This window comes from Collinsella aerofaciens (assembly GCF_015558785.1).
In the GTDB taxonomy this organism is placed as follows: domain Bacteria; phylum Actinomycetota; class Coriobacteriia; order Coriobacteriales; family Coriobacteriaceae; genus Collinsella; species Collinsella aerofaciens_P.
This window is the reverse complement of sequence record NZ_JADMOP010000001.1, coordinates 183,774-200,565: the sequence shown is the minus strand read 5'-3', so window position 1 is coordinate 200,565 and position 16,792 is coordinate 183,774. Positions and strand designations below refer to the sequence as shown.

At 59.7% G+C, this 16,792-nt stretch carries 13 protein-coding genes; 7 read left to right on the top strand and 6 right to left on the bottom strand.

Annotated features, from left to right (window positions below):
* The first annotated feature begins 155 nt into the window (after positions 1-155).
* Together I2G40_RS00815 and eda are read left to right on the top strand one after the other, a co-directional pair.
* Positions 156-1,190, top strand: a complete 1,035-nt coding sequence (locus I2G40_RS00815) for a sugar kinase (protein ID WP_195543859.1) — start codon at positions 156-158, stop codon at positions 1,188-1,190.
* Positions 1,191-1,443: 253 nt separating this feature from the next.
* Entirely contained in the window at positions 1,444-2,085 is a 642-nt protein-coding gene (gene eda / locus I2G40_RS00810; RefSeq protein WP_055286010.1) for a bifunctional 4-hydroxy-2-oxoglutarate aldolase/2-dehydro-3-deoxy-phosphogluconate aldolase, read from the top strand.
* 390 nt (positions 2,086-2,475) lie between these two features.
* On the opposite strand, the gene I2G40_RS00805 is transcribed toward eda, so the two are convergent.
* Positions 2,476-3,168, bottom strand: coding sequence for a GntR family transcriptional regulator (locus I2G40_RS00805; protein ID WP_195240517.1), 693 nt, complete (start codon positions 3,166-3,168; stop codon positions 2,476-2,478).
* A 487-nt stretch (positions 3,169-3,655) separates the two neighbouring features.
* Here I2G40_RS00805 and I2G40_RS00800 point away from each other — a divergent pair, with 487 nt between their 5' ends.
* Positions 3,656-4,336 carry a YczE/YyaS/YitT family protein gene (locus I2G40_RS00800; RefSeq protein WP_195543858.1) on the top strand — a complete coding sequence of 227 codons (681 nt, stop codon included), beginning with the start codon at positions 3,656-3,658 and terminating at the stop codon, positions 4,334-4,336.
* Positions 4,337-4,449: 113 nt separating this feature from the next.
* A complete protein-coding gene (locus I2G40_RS00795; protein ID WP_195543857.1) occupies positions 4,450-5,541 on the top strand; it encodes an ATP-binding protein in 1,092 nt (363 codons plus the stop codon).
* Positions 5,542-5,790: 249 nt separating this feature from the next.
* On the opposite strand, the gene ilvD is transcribed toward I2G40_RS00795, so the two are convergent.
* Positions 5,791-7,569 (bottom strand): dihydroxy-acid dehydratase, encoded by a 1,779-nt coding sequence (gene ilvD / locus I2G40_RS00790; RefSeq protein WP_229090565.1) that lies wholly within the window; start codon positions 7,567-7,569, stop codon positions 5,791-5,793.
* Between the two features lie 108 nt (positions 7,570-7,677).
* Positions 7,678-9,039: a GntP family permease gene (locus I2G40_RS00785; protein WP_195543856.1), complete on the bottom strand. Its 1,362-nt coding sequence runs from the start codon at positions 9,037-9,039 to the stop codon at positions 7,678-7,680.
* 233 nt (positions 9,040-9,272) lie between these two features.
* Here I2G40_RS00785 and I2G40_RS09740 point away from each other — a divergent pair, with 233 nt between their 5' ends.
* From I2G40_RS09740 to I2G40_RS00770, 3 genes are all read left to right on the top strand, one after another.
* Positions 9,273-9,965 (top strand): FadR/GntR family transcriptional regulator, encoded by a 693-nt coding sequence (locus I2G40_RS09740; protein WP_195543855.1) that lies wholly within the window; start codon positions 9,273-9,275, stop codon positions 9,963-9,965.
* 160 nt (positions 9,966-10,125) lie between these two features.
* Positions 10,126-10,935 carry a gluconate 5-dehydrogenase gene (locus I2G40_RS00775; protein ID WP_055286000.1) on the top strand — a complete coding sequence of 270 codons (810 nt, stop codon included), beginning with the start codon at positions 10,126-10,128 and terminating at the stop codon, positions 10,933-10,935.
* A 231-nt stretch (positions 10,936-11,166) separates the two neighbouring features.
* Positions 11,167-11,808 carry an RpiB/LacA/LacB family sugar-phosphate isomerase gene (locus I2G40_RS00770; protein ID WP_195520940.1) on the top strand — a complete coding sequence of 214 codons (642 nt, stop codon included), beginning with the start codon at positions 11,167-11,169 and terminating at the stop codon, positions 11,806-11,808.
* A gap of 118 nt (positions 11,809-11,926) precedes the next feature.
* Here the strand turns inward: I2G40_RS00770 and I2G40_RS00765 are convergent, their stop codons facing one another.
* The 3 genes from I2G40_RS00765 to kdpB all read right to left on the bottom strand — a co-directional run bounded on the left by I2G40_RS00765 (position 11,927) and on the right by kdpB (position 16,788).
* Entirely contained in the window at positions 11,927-13,876 is a 1,950-nt protein-coding gene (locus I2G40_RS00765; protein ID WP_195543854.1) for an NAD(P)/FAD-dependent oxidoreductase, read from the bottom strand.
* A gap of 248 nt (positions 13,877-14,124) precedes the next feature.
* Positions 14,125-14,715, bottom strand: a complete 591-nt coding sequence (kdpC, locus tag I2G40_RS00760) for a potassium-transporting ATPase subunit KdpC (protein ID WP_195543853.1) — start codon at positions 14,713-14,715, stop codon at positions 14,125-14,127.
* A gap of 12 nt (positions 14,716-14,727) precedes the next feature.
* Positions 14,728-16,788: a potassium-transporting ATPase subunit KdpB gene (kdpB, locus tag I2G40_RS00755; RefSeq protein WP_195543852.1), complete on the bottom strand. Its 2,061-nt coding sequence runs from the start codon at positions 16,786-16,788 to the stop codon at positions 14,728-14,730.
* Between the last annotated feature and the right edge of the window lie 4 nt (positions 16,789-16,792).

The following is a 16,792-nucleotide window of genomic DNA, read 5'->3' as shown; positions in this document are numbered from 1 at the left end:
AGGTGAGTATACTACAACTCGAAACGAAACCGATTTCGTAAACCGATTTCGGCGAGCGTTGGCACGCAGGTGCAAAGACGCACCCTACCGTCTTGGCACCTGCGTGCCAACGCCATATCAAAGGTGTACGCACGAGTAAAAGGAGCTGCGCGACCATGGGTAAAACGGTTCTTACCTTCGGCGAGATCATGATGAGACTCTCACCCAAAGACCACCTGCGTATTGAGCAGGCAACCGAGTTTGACGTCCGCTACGGCGGCGCCGAGGCCAACACTGCGCTTTCCCTGGCCTACCAGGGCGACAAGGCCGCTTACGTCTCCGTTGTCCCGGCCAACCGTCTGGGCGAGTGCGCCCTGCGTTCGCTGAAGGCCTACGGCGTCGACACCACGCGCGTCGTGCGTCAGGGCGACCGTCTTGGCTCCTATGTGTTTGAGGTCGGCGCCTCGCAGCGCGGTAACGGTTGCGTCTACGACCGCAAGTACTCTGCCATCAACATGGCCAAGCGCGACGTCTTTAACTGGGACGAGATCCTCAAGGGCATCGATGTCTTCTATTTCTCCGGCGTGACCCCCGCCGTCTCCGATGAGATGGCTGCCGCCTGCAAGGATGCCCTCACCGTCTGCCGCGCCAAGGGCATCACCACCGTGTGCGACGTGAACTATCGCGGCAAGATGTGGTCGCCCGAGAAATCGCAGGCCACCATGAAGGAACTCCTGCCGCTCGTCGACATCTGCATCGCCAACGACGAGGATGCGCCTGCCGGCCTCGGCATGACCTGCGTCTCCGGTTCCCTTGCCCACGGCATCGAGGAGCGCGACACCTACGTCGAGATGGCCCGCCAGATCTGCGCCGAGTACGGCTGCAAGAAGGTCGCCTCGGTCGTCCGCAACATCTCCTGCGTCGAGCGCTCCATCTGGATGGGCATGCTCTTTGACGCCGAGAGTGGCGAGCACTGGTTCTCCCCTGCTCACGACGTGCACGTGCTCGAGGGCGTTGCCGCCGGCGACGCTTTCAACGCCGGCCTCGTCCATGCCCTCATCAACGACTTTGACCCGCAGGACGCCGTCAACTACGCGATTGCAGCGTCGATCCTCAAGCTCACCATCAAGGGCGATTCCAACTTGGTGACCGCAGACGAGATCGCAGCCGTGGCATCCGCCGCCGACGGTGGCACCCGCGTCGCGCGCTAATCCGTCTCCATTCCGCGGGCCGCAGCTTTCCAATCCCATACCCCTGCGGCCCGCTCCCCGATTCCTCCGGTCGGGCAAAACCACCAGTCCCATTCCGGTTTTGCCTGGCATTCCCTACATGACTGGTCGAGCAGCTGGTTTTGGAATTGCTTGAACCCCAAGCAGTGCCTCCGATAACCAATCCAAAATCGGCTCCTGACCAGCATATTTGGCAATCACGCGCCCATGCGCGCCATACATCGAAAGGAACATTATGTTCGATCAGTTCTACACCACGCTTGAGTCCCTGGGCATCGTGCCGGTCGTCGTGCTCGACAAGGTCGAGGACGCCGCTCCGCTCGCCCACGCCCTTATGGCAGCTGGCATGAAGTCCGCCGAGGTCACCTTCCGCACCGCCTGCGCCGCCGAGTGCATCGCCGCTATGGCCGAGGCCGAGCCCGAGATGTGCGTTGGCGCCGGCACTGTCCTGACCGTCGAGCAGGTTGAGCAGGCCCGCGCAGCCGGTGCCAAGTTCATCGTCTCCCCGGGTTACAACGAGGACGTTGTGAAGCACTGCATCGACATCGACCTGCCTGTCCTTCCCGGCACCGTAACCCCCTCCGAGGTCACCGCAGCCGAGAACCTGGGCCTCAAGGTCACCAAGTTCTTCCCCGCGTCCCAGTATGGCGGCCTGAACACCATCAAGGCCCTCGCCGCTCCGTTTGTCGGTCACCGCTTTATGCCCACCGGCGGCGTGAGCACCGCCAACGTCGAGGAGTACCTGAGCTCCTCCGCCATCATCGCCTGCGGTGGCACCTGGATGGTCAAGCCGGCCCTGTTTGCCGACGGCGACTTCTCCAAGGTCGAGCAGATCGCCCGCGAGGCCATGGACGTCGTCAAGAAGGTCCGCGGCTAGGTTAGCTCTCTATCGTGAAAGGGGGCGTGCCCTAGACCTCGCCCCCTTTCTTTTAAAGCGGCTCGGAAGCGCGCCGTTTCCGTCACGAACAAGAACCAAAACCGTCTTGTATGCTGATAGAACGTGACGGAAGCGACACGCCCCCGAGCCGCTTTGTATAATCGGCTGGCAGTCGCGCTCAACTGAGCCACTTCGGTAAAAGCCGAGCCATCAAAACAGCTGCGGCGCCGTCTGGAGGAATGGACCTTTGCTTCCGGTCTTTTCCTCCAAGCGGCACCGCATCTTTGTGCCCCGGTCACACCCCAACGCAGTTGCGGTGAAATAGGGACTGTTTGCGCCACCTAGGTCACAAAACAGTCCCTATTTCACCGCAACTTATATGGGGATTGATTAGATGAACGAGTCTTTGGACAGCTCAAAATAGTCGGGATGCAAGGCGATAACCGGACCTTGCTCTTCGGGCATCAGGTGCAGGTGCGTCTCTGCCAGATAGCTCGCCGCGTCGGTATCGCCCCTCTTAATGGCCTCGAGAATCCGGCGATGCTGCCGACGAATCGGCTCCCAATCCAAATCCTGCGACACCATACGCAACCAGTTATATCGCTCAAAATGCGTGTTGATGCTCTTCATCCAATCCCACAACATGTGACGACCGGCAATCTCAAAACATGTCTCATGGAACAGGTTATCCAGGTCAAAGAAACGGCGCGTTTCGCCATGGTCGAGCGACTCGGACTCGGTAAGAATCTGCTCAAGCCGCTGCTTTTGCTCGGGCGAGGCGGCCGAACAGCATTTAATTAGCACGCTTCTCTCGAGCTTCTCGCGCAAAAAGCAGGCGTTTTCGGCGCGTTCCATGCTGATCTTAGAGACGTAGGTGCCGCTTTTGGGACGCGTTTCCACCAGCTCCTGCTCACGCAAGCGCACAAAGGATTCGCGAATGGGCGTGCGCCCGATTCCCGTCTCCTTTTCCAGACCAATCGCCGAAAGACGCGTGCCGGGCCTGAGCTCGGCATAGATGATCTTGGAGCGCAATGCGTTGTACGCCTGGTCTTGCAGGCTCTGATAATGCTGGTGCTGTTCCATAAAGCCCTCGGATGAAGCTCACGGTTTGTCGAATTTCACCATGCAATACTATCGCATCCCCCGCCCCATCATAAGTTGCGGTGGAATAGTTCCTGTTCAAGGCCTTCAGCAGCAAAAACAGGAACTATTCCACCGCAACTACAGCCAACGAGTTGTTGCGATTAGGTGAACGTTCACCTTTTTATTGTTTTTCTCTTCGCAAATAAAATCCCGTGCGTATACTTAGGCTCAAACGAAACCGATTTCGTTGAGCGTGGGCAATAGGATGTTAAGACACACCCTACCATCTTGGCATCTTATCGCCCACGCAATGCCATTTGCTTTCTTCCCGTCTCGTTGGACCTTTAGTCCCATTCCGGCACAGCGAGACACTTCCTAGACGACTGACCGTGGGCCGGCTTTTCTGCTTTTGCAGCAGTGCCTCCGATAACCCTCTTTTGCCGGCCCGGGTCAGCTTTTTCACACAACCGAAAGGACGGGTAGCAACATGCGACCGCTCATCATCATGCATGGCGAGAACATCGACTGGTGCCATACCGTCATTAGAATGCTGATGTATCTTGTGGGCGTTGCAGTACTGGCACTCGGTATGAGTCTCCAGACGGCATCCGGCCTGGGCGTCGCCGCGCTCACGTGCTTTGCCACAACCCTATCCATGCTCACTGGCAAGACGCTCGGCTTTTGGATCACCGCAACCTACGTCGCCTACATCGTGGCGCAATTAGCCATCTTGCGAAGCGAGTTCCAGCCGCGCATCCTGCTCGAGTTGTTCTTCTCAACGCTGATTGGCGGCTTGACCGACCTCTTCATGGCGGTCAACCCACTGCATCCCACGGCACTCCCCACACAGATTGCGACCATGCTGCTCTCCCTCGCTGTCACCGCATTTGGCGTAAGTCTCGTCGTCAACATGGGCGTTGTCCCCAACGCGCCCGACGGCTTGGTGCAAGTCATTGCCGAAAAGCTTAAACGCCGCTTTGGTGACGTAAAAGTCGTGTTTGACTGCTCACATGTCGCCGCCTCGCTCGCGTTGTCGCTGATCCTTATGTACAACCTGGGCGGCTTTGGCGTCACGACCGCCATCTCGGCACTGTTCCTGGGCCATGTCATCAACGTCGCCAACAAGCTGTTCGCCCAGCGCTTTATCCGCGCGGCATTCGGAAAATAGCACCACCGTAAGAACCCGAGAACAGCGCTATACGTTGCTATATCTCACTATACTTTGCAATATCTTGCTATACTTTGCTATATCTTGCTATATCTTGAGCAAAGGTGGCTCACATGCAAACAAACCCTTTTAAGCCCACAGCAGGTAAAACACCTCCCACGATTATCGGCCGCGAAGATGTACTTGAAGAATTCAGTGAAGGCCTCACCAACGGGCCTGGTGCCCCTGGGCGCCTAATGCGCATAGCCGGCGTCCGTGGAACGGGCAAGACGGTCCTCCTTGACGAGTGCTCACGTTTGGCGCAAAGCCGTGGCTGGACGGTCATAAAAGAGGTCGCAACCGAGGGACTTTGCCAGCGCATTCTCGAACAGCTGCAGCCCAAATTCCAGGCCAAACATGCCAGATTTGAGCCCACCGTAGCTGGCATATCCATCGGCAGCATAGATATTGAGCGAATCGGCCCATCGCTACGCGACGCCATGAGACAGACAATATCCAAGAATGGAAATGGCCTGCTCATCACTCTCGACGAGATTCAAGACGCAGAGCTCGATGAGGTCCGAACGCTCTCCATTGCGATTCAGCAGGTTATCGGCGAAGACCTTGATATCGCCTTTGTTTTTGCTGGGCTGCCTTCGATGATTGAAAGCATCATCAACGGAAAGACACTTGCGTTTTTGCGCCGTGCCCTCCCCTTTGACCTGAAGGCTGTGGCAGTAACCGAAGTGTCGTACTCCCTCGAGGAAACCATTGAAGCGTCTGGCATGGAGTTGCAGCCAGGTATTGCCGGCCAACTTGCCGAGGCAACGCAAGGCTATCCTTTCATGATCCAACTCGTTGGATACTACGCATGGCAGTTGGCAAGACGCGCACATACAGCGATTATTGGAGAAGAAGAAGCCGAGCGTGGCATTGCAACGGCACGCGAACGCTTCTGCGGCATGGTGATTGAGCCCGCGCTACAGCGCATTCCGCCCACGTGCATCGCTTATCTGCTGAGCATGGCATCTTTGGGGCAGACGAGCTCGACCAGCATGGTTGCCGATGCCCTAAACAAAACGCCTCAACAGGTGAGTTCCGTCCGCAGCCGCCTGTTAAGAGAATCGATTATCGAGGCTCCCTCGTACGGCAAGGTCTCATTTGCCATCCCCTACATGCGCGACTACCTCTACGAGCACAAAGCCGAACTGGAAGTTGAACTGTAGAAACGGCAACTGCCCTGCAAGACGAAAACCGTTTTCGTACGGATTTAAAGCAGACGTAAACGATTTTCGTCTTGATTTGCGTACGGAATTAAGACGTAAATTGCGCTTTCGTACGCTTATTACCAGACGCAAATTGTTTTCGTCCGGCCATGCGTCCCCAATCTAGACGAAAAGAGCCCCGAGCTCGTATGAACTCGGGGCTCTTTGTGCCGCACATCTATGAGAGGAGAAATTCGATGCGTACGTGCGCTACTCCATGTAGCCACCCTGAATGGCGGAAACTGCATGCTCGGTAAAGAACTTGAGCGTGCCGGAGGTGTAACGATTAGCCTTGGGCTTCCAAGCGGCTCGGCGCTCGGCCAGGACGGCGTCGACCTCGGCCGGCTCCATCTCCTTGCCGGCGATGCCCACGATGGACAGCGAGCGCTCGGGGATGTTGATTCGGATAAGGTCGCCCTCCTCAATCAGGGCAATCGGACCGCCCACAGCGGCCTCGGGCGAAACGTGACCGATAGCCGGGCCCTTGGAGGCGCCGGAGAAGCGGCCGTCAGTGATCAGGGCAATGCTCGCGCCCAGCTCGGGATCGCTGGCGATAGCCTCAGTGGTGTAGAACATCTCGGGCATCCCGGAACCCTTGGGGCCCTCATAGCGAATGATAACGGCATCGCCGGGCTTGACCTCATGCGTCAGGACGGCGTGAATGGCGTCCTCCTCGCAGTCGAACGGACGGGCCTTGAGCGTAGCCTGGAACATCTCGCGCGGAACGACGGTGTGCTTGACGACCGCGCCCTCGGGAGCAAGATTGCCGTGGAGGATGGCGATGGAACCGTCGGTGCCGAAGGCCTGGTCAAACGGACGGATGATGTCCTCGCGCTTGAGATTCCACTTCTCAAGGTAACGACCGCACTTCTCGTAGTAACCGTTGTTCTTGAGGTTCTCGAGGTTCTCGCCGAGAGTCTTGCCGGTGACGGTCATAACGTCGAGGTGGAGCATCGACTTGATCTCCTCCATGATGCGCGGCACGCCGCCCGCATAGTAGAAGAACTGCGCCGGCCACTCACCTGCGGGGCGAACGTTGAGCAGGTAGTGGGCGCCACGGTGCAGGCGATCGAAGTCGTCGGCGGACATCTCGATGCCAAACTCGCGGGCAATCGCGGGGATATGCAGCAGCGAGTTGGTGGAGCCCGAAATGGCACCGTGGACCATAATGAGGTTCTCGAAGGACTCCTTGGTCACGATGTCGCGCGGGCACAGGTTGTGTTCGGAGAGCCACACGGACTGACGGCCGGCCTCGCGCGCAAACTCACGCAGATCGGAGCTGGTTGCGGGCAGCAGGGCCGTGCCGGGGAGCATAAGGCCCAGGGCCTCGGCGGTAACCTGCATGGTCGACGCGGTGCCCATAAAAGAGCAGGCGCCGCAGCTGGGGCATGCGTTGTGCTTGGCAAACTCAAGCTCCTCGCGGGAGATCTCGCCGCGCTCGTAGCGGGCAGAAATCGCGCCGAGCTGCTCCAGGGTCAACAAATCGGGACCGGCATCCATGACACCGCCGGTAACGACGATGGAGGGGATGTTGATGCGGCCCATGGCCATGAGGTTCGCAGGCAGGCCCTTATCGCAGCTGGCGACAAAGACGCCGGCGTCGAACGGGGTGGCCTTGGCATGGATCTCGATCATGTTGGCGATCATGTCGCGGCTGGGCAGCGAGTAGTTGATGCCATCGTGACCCTGGGCCTCACCGTCGCAGATATCGGTGCAGAAGTAACGAGCACTGTGACCGCCAGCCTCGGCAACGCCAGCACGGACCTCCTCGACCAGCTCGAACAGGCCGGCAGAACCCGGGTGCGAATCGCCAAAGGTCGACTCGATGATGACCTGCGGCTTGTCCAGGTCTTCGATGCTCCAGCCAGAGCCCAGGCGCAGCGGGTCCATCTCGGGGCTGATGGTGCGGAACTTGCCGGAACGCGGCTGCAGCTTGGCAACCAGGTCGGCTACCTCCTGCTGAATCTGTGCCTTGGTCTTCTCGTCCATGATGCTCTCCTCTTTTGATTTAAACGGTTGTACCAATCGTTGGTTAATGAATCAGGTGTAAATGGGTACCGGGCGATGCACTCGGCGAAAGATGCTTAGCTACGCGAACTAGGCGAAGAACGAAATCACCAGGGCGCAGGCAAGACCCGAAAGGCCGATGAGCGTCTCCATAACGGTCCAGGACTTGAGGGTGGTCTTCTCGTCAATCTCCAGGAACGAGGAGCACATCCAAAAACCGGCATCGTTGACGTGCGAGAGGGCCGTGTCACCGCCGCAGATGGCAAGACAGATAGCGGCACGCATGAGCACCGAAGCACCGGCAACCGCGGGCATGGCGGCCATAATGCCCGATGCCATGGTCATAGCGACGATGGAGCTGCCGACAGAGGCACGCACCATGACGGCAATCAAAAAGGCAACAACCACCAAAGGCAGCGGTGAAGCCTCGAGCATAGGGCCAATAACCTGGCCCAAGCCGCAGTCCTGCAGCATCCAGCGAATGACGCCGCCGCAAGCGATAACCAGCAAGATCATGCCGACGGGCTTAAGAGAGCGGTCGAGCAAGGCCTTGAGCTCGGCGCCGGAGTAGCCGCGGCGCGCGCCCAGCAGATACATCGCGACGAGCGTGGCGAGCGTCAAAGCGACGAACGGCTTGCCCAGGAAGGCGAGAATCGAGGCGAACTCGGCGGGCATGGGGATATAAGAGGACAACGTGCCCAGCAAAATCAGACAAAGCGGCGTGAGCACGATGGCAAGCACCATGCCAAAGGAGGGAAGCTCCTTTTCGTCGCTCGCACCCTCGGCAGAGGTAAAGTGCTCCGGAACATCGGTAAAAATGCGACCGCCCACGTTGCGGCCCCAGATGACGCCGGCAATCGCCATGGCGATGAAGGCGGTGGGGATACCGACGAGGATCATGGTGCCCAGGTCGACACCGAGCGTGCCGGCGACCAAAACCGACCCGGCCGATGGCGGCACAAACGCATAGCCAGCGGCAAGTCCCGCGAGTAGCGCGATGCCGTAGTAGAGCGTCGACTTTTTGGTCTGCGATGCCACGCTAAACGCAAGCGGAATCAAAACGACCACGCCGGCCTCAAAGAACACCGTAGTACCGATGACCAGACCGGTAATGCCCAGTGCCCAGCTGGAGTGACCCTGCCCAAAGGTATCGATGAAGGTCTGGGCGATCTTCTTGGCGCCGCCGCTCTCTTCAAGAATCTGACCAAACATCGAGCCCAGGCCAATGAGCAGGGCGATGTTTTGCAGCGTGGTGCCCACGCCCTTGGTGACGGTGTCTGCCACCATGTCGAGCGGCATGCCGGCGCCGATACCGATCACGAGCGCCGAGACCATCATCGAAAGCACGGGATGCAGCTTGAACTTGATGATGAGCGCAAGCAGCAGCGCGATGCCCACGATGGCGGCGATGACCAGCCTGGTGGGATCAGCCATAAACGTTGGGTCTGACATCTTTCCTCCAATTCATCAGACCTTTTGAATTCGCCTTAGACTATAGCGTGTTTTCAATAGGTCTGATGTTTAAAAGGGAAACTTTTTTCAAAATACATCTGATGTATTTCCTGAACGATCTGTTTTTGACGGTAAACGGCTACTTACAGCTCTCCATTGTCGGAGCGAACCACCGCGGCTTCTGTAAATGAGCTAGAATAGCTCTGATGAATTCTTTTGATATGAGGTGAAGCGTGGCACGAGCCGATTCGGGACTCCCCGAGCAGATAGCAGATAAAATCATTCAACTGATCCTGGATGAGCATCTTGAGCAAGGCGACCGCCTGCCCAAGGAGGCTGTGCTCGTCGAGCGCCTGGGTGCTGGCAGGAGCACCGTACGCGAAGCCATGAAACTGCTGCAGTCGCGCAACATCGTGCGCATTAAGCAGGGCTCGGGCACCTATGTGGCCTCGAACCCCGGCGTTGCCGACGACCCGCTGGGCTTTACCTTTATCGATGACAAGCAGCGTCTGGCGCGCGACCTACTCGAGGTGCGCTTTATGATCGAGCCGCAGATTGCACGCATGGCAGCCGAGCACGCAACCAACGACCAGGTCGTCTGTATCAAAGAGCTCTGCGACGAATCCGAGCGCCTGGCCGAGGCCGGTGAGGATTACTCCGCCGCCGACACCGCGTTCCACAATGCCATTGCCGAGAGCTCCGGAAACCTCGTCGTTCCCCGCCTGATGGGCGTGCTCAAGGCATCCGTCCCCCTCTTTATCGACGTGACCGGCAAAAAGCTCGTCGAGGAAACTATCCGCACGCACCGCGATGTGGCCGACGCCATCGCCTCGCGCAATCCCACCGCCGCGCACGACGCGATGTATCTGCACCTGGTGTATAACCGCAACATGATCGCAGAGGGCACGCAGGAACAGGGCGAATAAACGTCCGTGCGGCAAGGACAAGACTGCCGTTCGCCTTTTAAAAGTGAACGTTCACCTGATTTTAGGAAATAAGGGGTGGCTATTACGCCGCTTCACCTATACTGACCTTGTATGAGAAGCATGACTTTTATAGATGAACGTTTCTTTTGAAAGGATCGCTATGTCTGATCTTATGGACAGCTTCCGCCTGGATGGCAAGGTCGCGCTCGTGACCGGCGCCACCTACGGCATTGGCATGGCCATTGCCGAGGCGCTCGGAGAGGCCGGCGCCAAAATCGCCTTTAACGCCCGTCACGCCGACAAAGTAGCCGAGGCCGAGAAGCACTACCGTGAGCTGGGCTTTGACGCTCACGGCTATGTTGCCGACGTCACCGACGAGGCCGTCGTTGCCGAGCTCATCGCCAAGATCGAGGCCGACTTTGGCACCACACCCGACATCCTGGTCAACAACGCCGGCGTCATCCAGCGTACCCCGATGCTCGACATGAGCGCCGAGGACTTCCGCCGCGTCGTCGATATTGACCTCAACGCACCGTTTATCGTGTCCAAGGCCTGCCTGCCCGGCATGATCGCCAAGGGCCACGGCAAGATCATCAACATCTGCTCGATGATGAGTGAGCTGGGCCGCGAGACCATCGCCGGCTATGCCGCGGCCAAGGGCGGCCTGAAGATGCTCACCAAGAACATCTGCTCCGAGTTTGGCGAGGCCAACATCCAGTGCAACGGCATTGGGCCCGGCTACATCGCCACGCCGCAGACCGCGCCGCTGCGCGAGACGCAGCCCGACGGCAGCCGTCACCCGTTTGACCAGTTCATCATTGCCAAGACGCCGGCCGCCCGTTGGGGCACGCCCGAGGACCTGAAGGGCCCCGCCGTGTTCTTGGCTTCCGATGCATCGAACTTCGTCAACGGCCACATCCTCTACGTCGACGGCGGCATTCTGGCTTACATCGGCAAGCAACCTGCTTAGGCGCTGCGCGGGCTTGAGACGGGCATCTTGCCTTTCAATCGTCGGTCGCGTACCCAAGTACGCTTCCCTCCTCTTTCAAGGCAACCTGCTCCGCCTCAAGCCCGCTCGCTCACCGCACGCCCACATTAAGGCCAATGTAATAGTTGCGGTGAAATAGTTCCTGTATAGGCCATCTATCAGGATAAATAGGAACTATTCCACCGCAAGTTAGAAATAGGAAGGTAATTCGCAATGAAAATCGCTCTGATCAATGAGAACTCTCAGAACTCCAAGAACCCTATGATCGAGGCTGCCCTTAAGAAGGTTGTCGAGCCCATGGGCCACACCGTCTTTAACTACGGCATGTATGCCGACGCCGACTCCAAGCCCCTCACCTATGTGCAGAACGGCATCCTGGCCGCCGTGCTGCTCAACTCCGGCGCTGCCGACTACGTCGTGACCGGCTGCGGCACCGGCGAGGGCGCCATGCTCGCCTGCAACTCCTTCCCCGGCGTGCTGTGCGGCCACGTTGCCGACCCGCTCGATGCCTACACCTTTGCCCAGGTCAACGATGGCAACGCCGTCGCCATGCCCTTCGCCCTCAAGAACGGCTGGGGCCAGGAGCTCAACCTTGAGTACACCTTCGAGAAGCTCTTTGGCTTTGGTTCGGGCAACGGCTACCCCGCCGAGCGCGTTGAGCCCGAGCAGCGCAACAAGAAGATCCTCGACGGCGTGCGCGCTGTGACCATGCGTCCGCTCGTCGACGTTCTGGGCGAGATCGATCAGGACCTGGTGAAGGGCGCACTTGCCGGCGAACACTTCCAGGAGTACTTCTTTGCCAACGCAACCGACGAGGCCATCATCACCAAGGTCAAGGAGATCCTGGGCCTCTAATCGCACGACTCATTGCAGCCAACGCAAGCGGCGGTCGTCCCACGTACGGGACGACCGCCGCTTTTTGCTATCTACCGACTGACGCCGCGGGGACAGGCCCCATGCACCAAGGGATTAACTAGAGCTCGCAGGCAATCTTGTAGCCGTCGCCGATGGCGTCGCGGATGTTGCCGCACTTGTTGGCATCGCCCAACACGTGGGTGGTAACGCCGGCTGCAGCAAGGTCGTCGGCCAACTTGGTATTGGGACGATAGCCCATGGCAAGTACCAGCGTATCGGCATCGGCGATGGTGTGGACCTCGCCGTCCTTCTCGTAGCTGATGGCATCCTCGGTAATCTCGGTCACCTTAGCCTCGGTCAGCACGCGAACGCCCTTGGAGAGCATGCGCGTGATGAGCACCGCGCGACCGGCGCCGCCCTCGTTGGCGGCGAGCGTCTTGGTCATCTCGATGACGGTGACATCGCGATTGGCCGGCGACAGGTCGTTGACCAGCGGGGCCAGGTAATCTGCCGTCTCGCAACCGACGGTGCCGCCTCCCACGATGACGATCTTCTTGCCCGGGAAAGCCTTGCCACCCAGCAGGTCGTCAGCCGTCATAACCTGCTTAAAGCCCTGCATGAAGGCCGGAGCGATGGGCTCGGCGCCATAAGCCAGGACAACCTCGTAGCCCGCGTAGTCGCGTTGAATGTCCTCGGCAGTAAGCTCGGTGCCAAATGCGCACTTCACGCCGGCCTCGGCCAGGCGACGATACTGATACTTGATCACGCGGGTGAGTTCCTGCTTTGCCGGCGGAACGGCTGCGATGCGCATCTCGCCGCCCGGCTCGTCCTGCTTATCCACGAGCACCACGTTGTGGCCGCGCTTGGCGGCAATGTAGGCTGCCTCCATGCCCGCAGGACCAGCGCCCACAACCAGCACGTTCTTAGCCTCGACGGCAGGCTCGTAGCCGGCCTCGTCGCGCTCAACATCGGGATTGACAGTGCAGGAGATGCGCTTGCCAAACATAATGCCGTTCAGGCAGCGCAGGCAGCCGATGCAGGGGCGGATGTCGTCGGCGTTGCCGGCAGCGGCCTTATTGCAGAACTCGGCATCGCACAGATTGGCGCGGCCCATCATGCAGATGTCGGCAGCGCCGTCCTCGATCAGCTCCTCGGCGATCCAGGCCTCGTTGATACGTCCGACGGTGGCGACGGGAATGTTGACGTGCTTCTTGATCTCGCGCGAGCAGGCGGCATGCGAAGCCTGCTGGGTACCGGCGGCGGGAATCGCGGAGCCGCGCTTGATGGTGGTGCCGCCCGACACATGAATCATGTCGACGCCGGCCTTCTCCAGGCGACGCGAGACGTAGATCATGTCGTTGAGGGTCAGGCCGCCATCGGTGTACTCGTCGCCCGAGATACGGACGTCGATGATAAAGTCCTTGCCGCAGCGCTCGCGAATCTCAGCGATGACCTCGAGTAAGAAGCGCATGCGGGCGTCGAGCGAGCCGCCGTACTCATCGGTACGCTTGTTGTAGAGCGGGGTCAAAAAACCGCCGAGCATACCGTGGGCGTGCGCTGCGTGGACCTCAACGCCATCGACACCGGCCTTCTGCATACGCACGGCAGCGTCGCCAAACTGATGCGTGAGCTCGTGAATCTCGTCGACCGTGATGGGGCGCGGTGCCTCGCGGGCATAGGACGGGCCCACAAAAGACGGAGCGATCAGGCGCGGCGTGCCCGGAATGTTAAAGGCCATGTAGGCGGGGTGGAAGAGCTGCGGCATGATCTTGCAGCCGTACTCGTGGACGGCCGCGGCGAGCTTTTCCCAGCCGGGGATAAACGTGTCGTCGTAGCAGCACATGTCGCCCGGCAGATAGGTATAGGTGGGCTCGACCGTCACGACCTCGGTAATGATGAGGCCCACGCCGCCCTTGGCGCGGGCACGGTAATGATCGACCAAGTCATCGGTCACATAGCCCTGATCGGCCAGGTTGGTAGATACCGGCGGCATAAAGACGCGGTTCTTGACCTCGGTCGTACCGACCTTGATCGGGCTAAAGAGCATCGGATAGGCGGAAGACTCCATACAGGGTTCCTTTCGTTTGAGCCGCTCGGCGGCAGTTGCTAACGTACATATCGTATCAGCAACCGCCGCGTCCGTACCCGCTCGCACTCCCCACCTTCAATCCCGACCCTCACAAAAAAGTTGCGGTGAAATACGGGGCAGCCGAGACTTTTGACAGCCAAGACAGTCCGTATTTCACCGCAAGTGATGGGCGGGGTGGAATTGAGAGCTCAGATAGTCAGTCATGCCCTCATCCGCCGCTCCCTCACCTACAGCGCGCCGTCCAGCATAAGGTTCACCTTGAGCACGTTGACCGTGGGCTCGCCGAACACGCCGAGGAAACGACCCTTGGTGCACGCGGCGATGATGTCGCGCACCTCGTCCTCACTTTTGCCCGTGGCTTTGGCAAGGCGCGGGACCTGGTACTCGGCGGCATCCGGAGAGATCTCCGGGTCGAGGCCGGACCCCGAACACGTCACCAGGTCGACGGGCACAGCGTCCATATCGGCATCGGGGTTGGCGGCGCGGATCTTCTTCACGCGCGCGTCCACAAGCTGCCGATACTCCTCACTCGCCGGGGACAGGTTGGACGGGGCACCATACGCCATGAGCTCGCCGTCTTCGCCTTCGACAATTGACACGTTCTGGATACGACCCCACATGTGGGCTTCGTCATCGAAGTTCTGGCCGATGAGCTCGGAACCCACAACCTTGCCGTCGACCGTAATAAGCGATCCGTTCGCCTGGTACGGAAACGCAAGCTGCGCGACGCCGGTCACCACGAGCGTGTATCCCAGGCCGCAGACGATGGTAAACAGCGTGAACACGCCAAGTGCGCGCGATGCGATACCTTTGAACATACATACCTCCGTCTACATCATGCCAATGCCGAACAAGGCCAGCAGCATGTCGATAATCTTGATGAATACGAACGGCGCCACGATACCGCCCAGACCCCACACCAGCAGGTTGTGGGTCAGCAGCTGGCCGGACGAAAGCTCGCGGTACTTCACGCCTTTCAGGGCGGCAGGAATCAGCGCGACGATGACCAGCGCGTTGTAGATAATGGCGGACAGCACGGCAGTCAACGGGCTGGTGAGCCCCAGGATGTTGAGGGCGTCCAACCCGGGGTAGATCGGCGAGAATAGCGCCGGGATGATGGCGAAATACTTGGCGACGTCGTTGGCGACCGAGAAGGTCGTGAGCGAGCCGCGGGTCATGAGCAGTTGCTTGCCGATACGCACGATATCGATGAGCTTGGTGGGGCTGGAGTCGAGGTCGACCATGTTGCCGGCCTCCTTGGCAGCCTGGGTTCCCGTGTTCATGGCCACGGCGACATCCGCCTGCGCCAGTGCCGGCGCGTCGTTGGTGCCGTCGCCGGTCATCGCGACCAGATGGCCCTCATGCTGGAACGCGCGGATCTTATCGAGCTTGCCCTCGGGCGTCGCTTCGGCCAGGAAGTCATCCACACCGGCCTCGGCGGCGATGGCGGCGGCCGTCAGCGGATTATCACCCGTCACCATTATGGTCTTGATACCCATGCGGCGCAGATCGGCGAACTTTTCCTTCACGCCGGACTTGATGATGTCCTTAAGGTAGACGACACCCAGCACACGTCGGTCCTTTGCCACGACCAACGGGGTGCCGCCCACCTTCGCAATGCGTTCGACGGCCTCGTCGCACTCCTTCGAGAACACTCCTCCGGCAGCCTCCACATAAGCGCGAACGGAATCAGCCGCACCCTTGCGAATCTCGCTGTCGGCGTAGTTCACACCGGACATGCGGGTCGCCGCGGTGAAGGGGATGAACTCCATGCCCTTATCCTCGAGTGTGCGGCCGCGCAGCCCAAACTGCTCCTTGGCGAGCACGACGATGGAGCGGCCCTCAGGGGTCTCATCCGCCAGAGAGGACAGCTGCGCGGCATCGGCGAGTTCTGCCGGATCGACACCGTCGACCGGAATGAACTCAGCGGCCTGGCGGTTGCCCAAGGTGATGGTACCGGTCTTATCGAGCATGAGGATGTCGACGTCGCCGGCGGCCTCGATGGCACGGCCGGACATGGCCAGCACGTTGGCCTCGTTCAGTCGGCTCATGCCGGCGATGCCAATGGCGGACAGCAGCGCACCAATGGTGGTGGGCGCCAGACAGACGAGCAAGGCAACGAGCGTGGTCACGGCCGTGGGGTTCGCCATACCGTTGAGCCCTGCAGAGAAACTCGAGTAGCAGTACAGTGCGAGCGTCACGAGGATGAAGATGACGGACAGAGCAACCAGAAAGATCTCGAGCGCGACCTCGTTGGGGGTCTTCTTGCGGGCGGCGCCCTCGACCATGGCGATCATCTTATCCAGGAAGCTCTGGCCAGGCTCGCTGGTAATTTTCACCACAATCCAATCGGAAAGCACGGTGGTGCCGCCAGTGACGGCAGAACGGTCGCCGCCAGCCTCGCGAACCACGGGTGCAGACTCGCCGGTGATGGCCGACTCATCAACCGAGGCGGCACCCTCGATGACATCGCCGTCTCCCGGAATCTGCTCGCCGGCGCGCACGACCACCAGATCCCCGCGTGAGAGCTCGGTACCGGGAACGACCGTGAAGCGATCCTTATCCTCGACGGACTCGATGCGATGGGCCTCGACGTCCTTTTTCGCCGCGCGCAGGGAATCGGCCTGAGCCTTACCGCGGCCCTCGGCAAGCGCCTCGGCAAAATTTGAAAAGAGGTCGGTCAGCCAGAGAATGACGGCAATGGCGATCACATAGTACGTGGGGACGTCGGCGTCCTGTGCCCCAATAATTGAGGCGATAGCCAGAATGGAGGTCATGGCGGCCGACAGCCACACCAGGAACATGACCGGGTTTTGGACCTGGACACGGGGGTCAAGCTTGGCAAATGAATCGCGCACCGCGCGGCTCATCATGTCTTTTTGCATAGCCATAAAT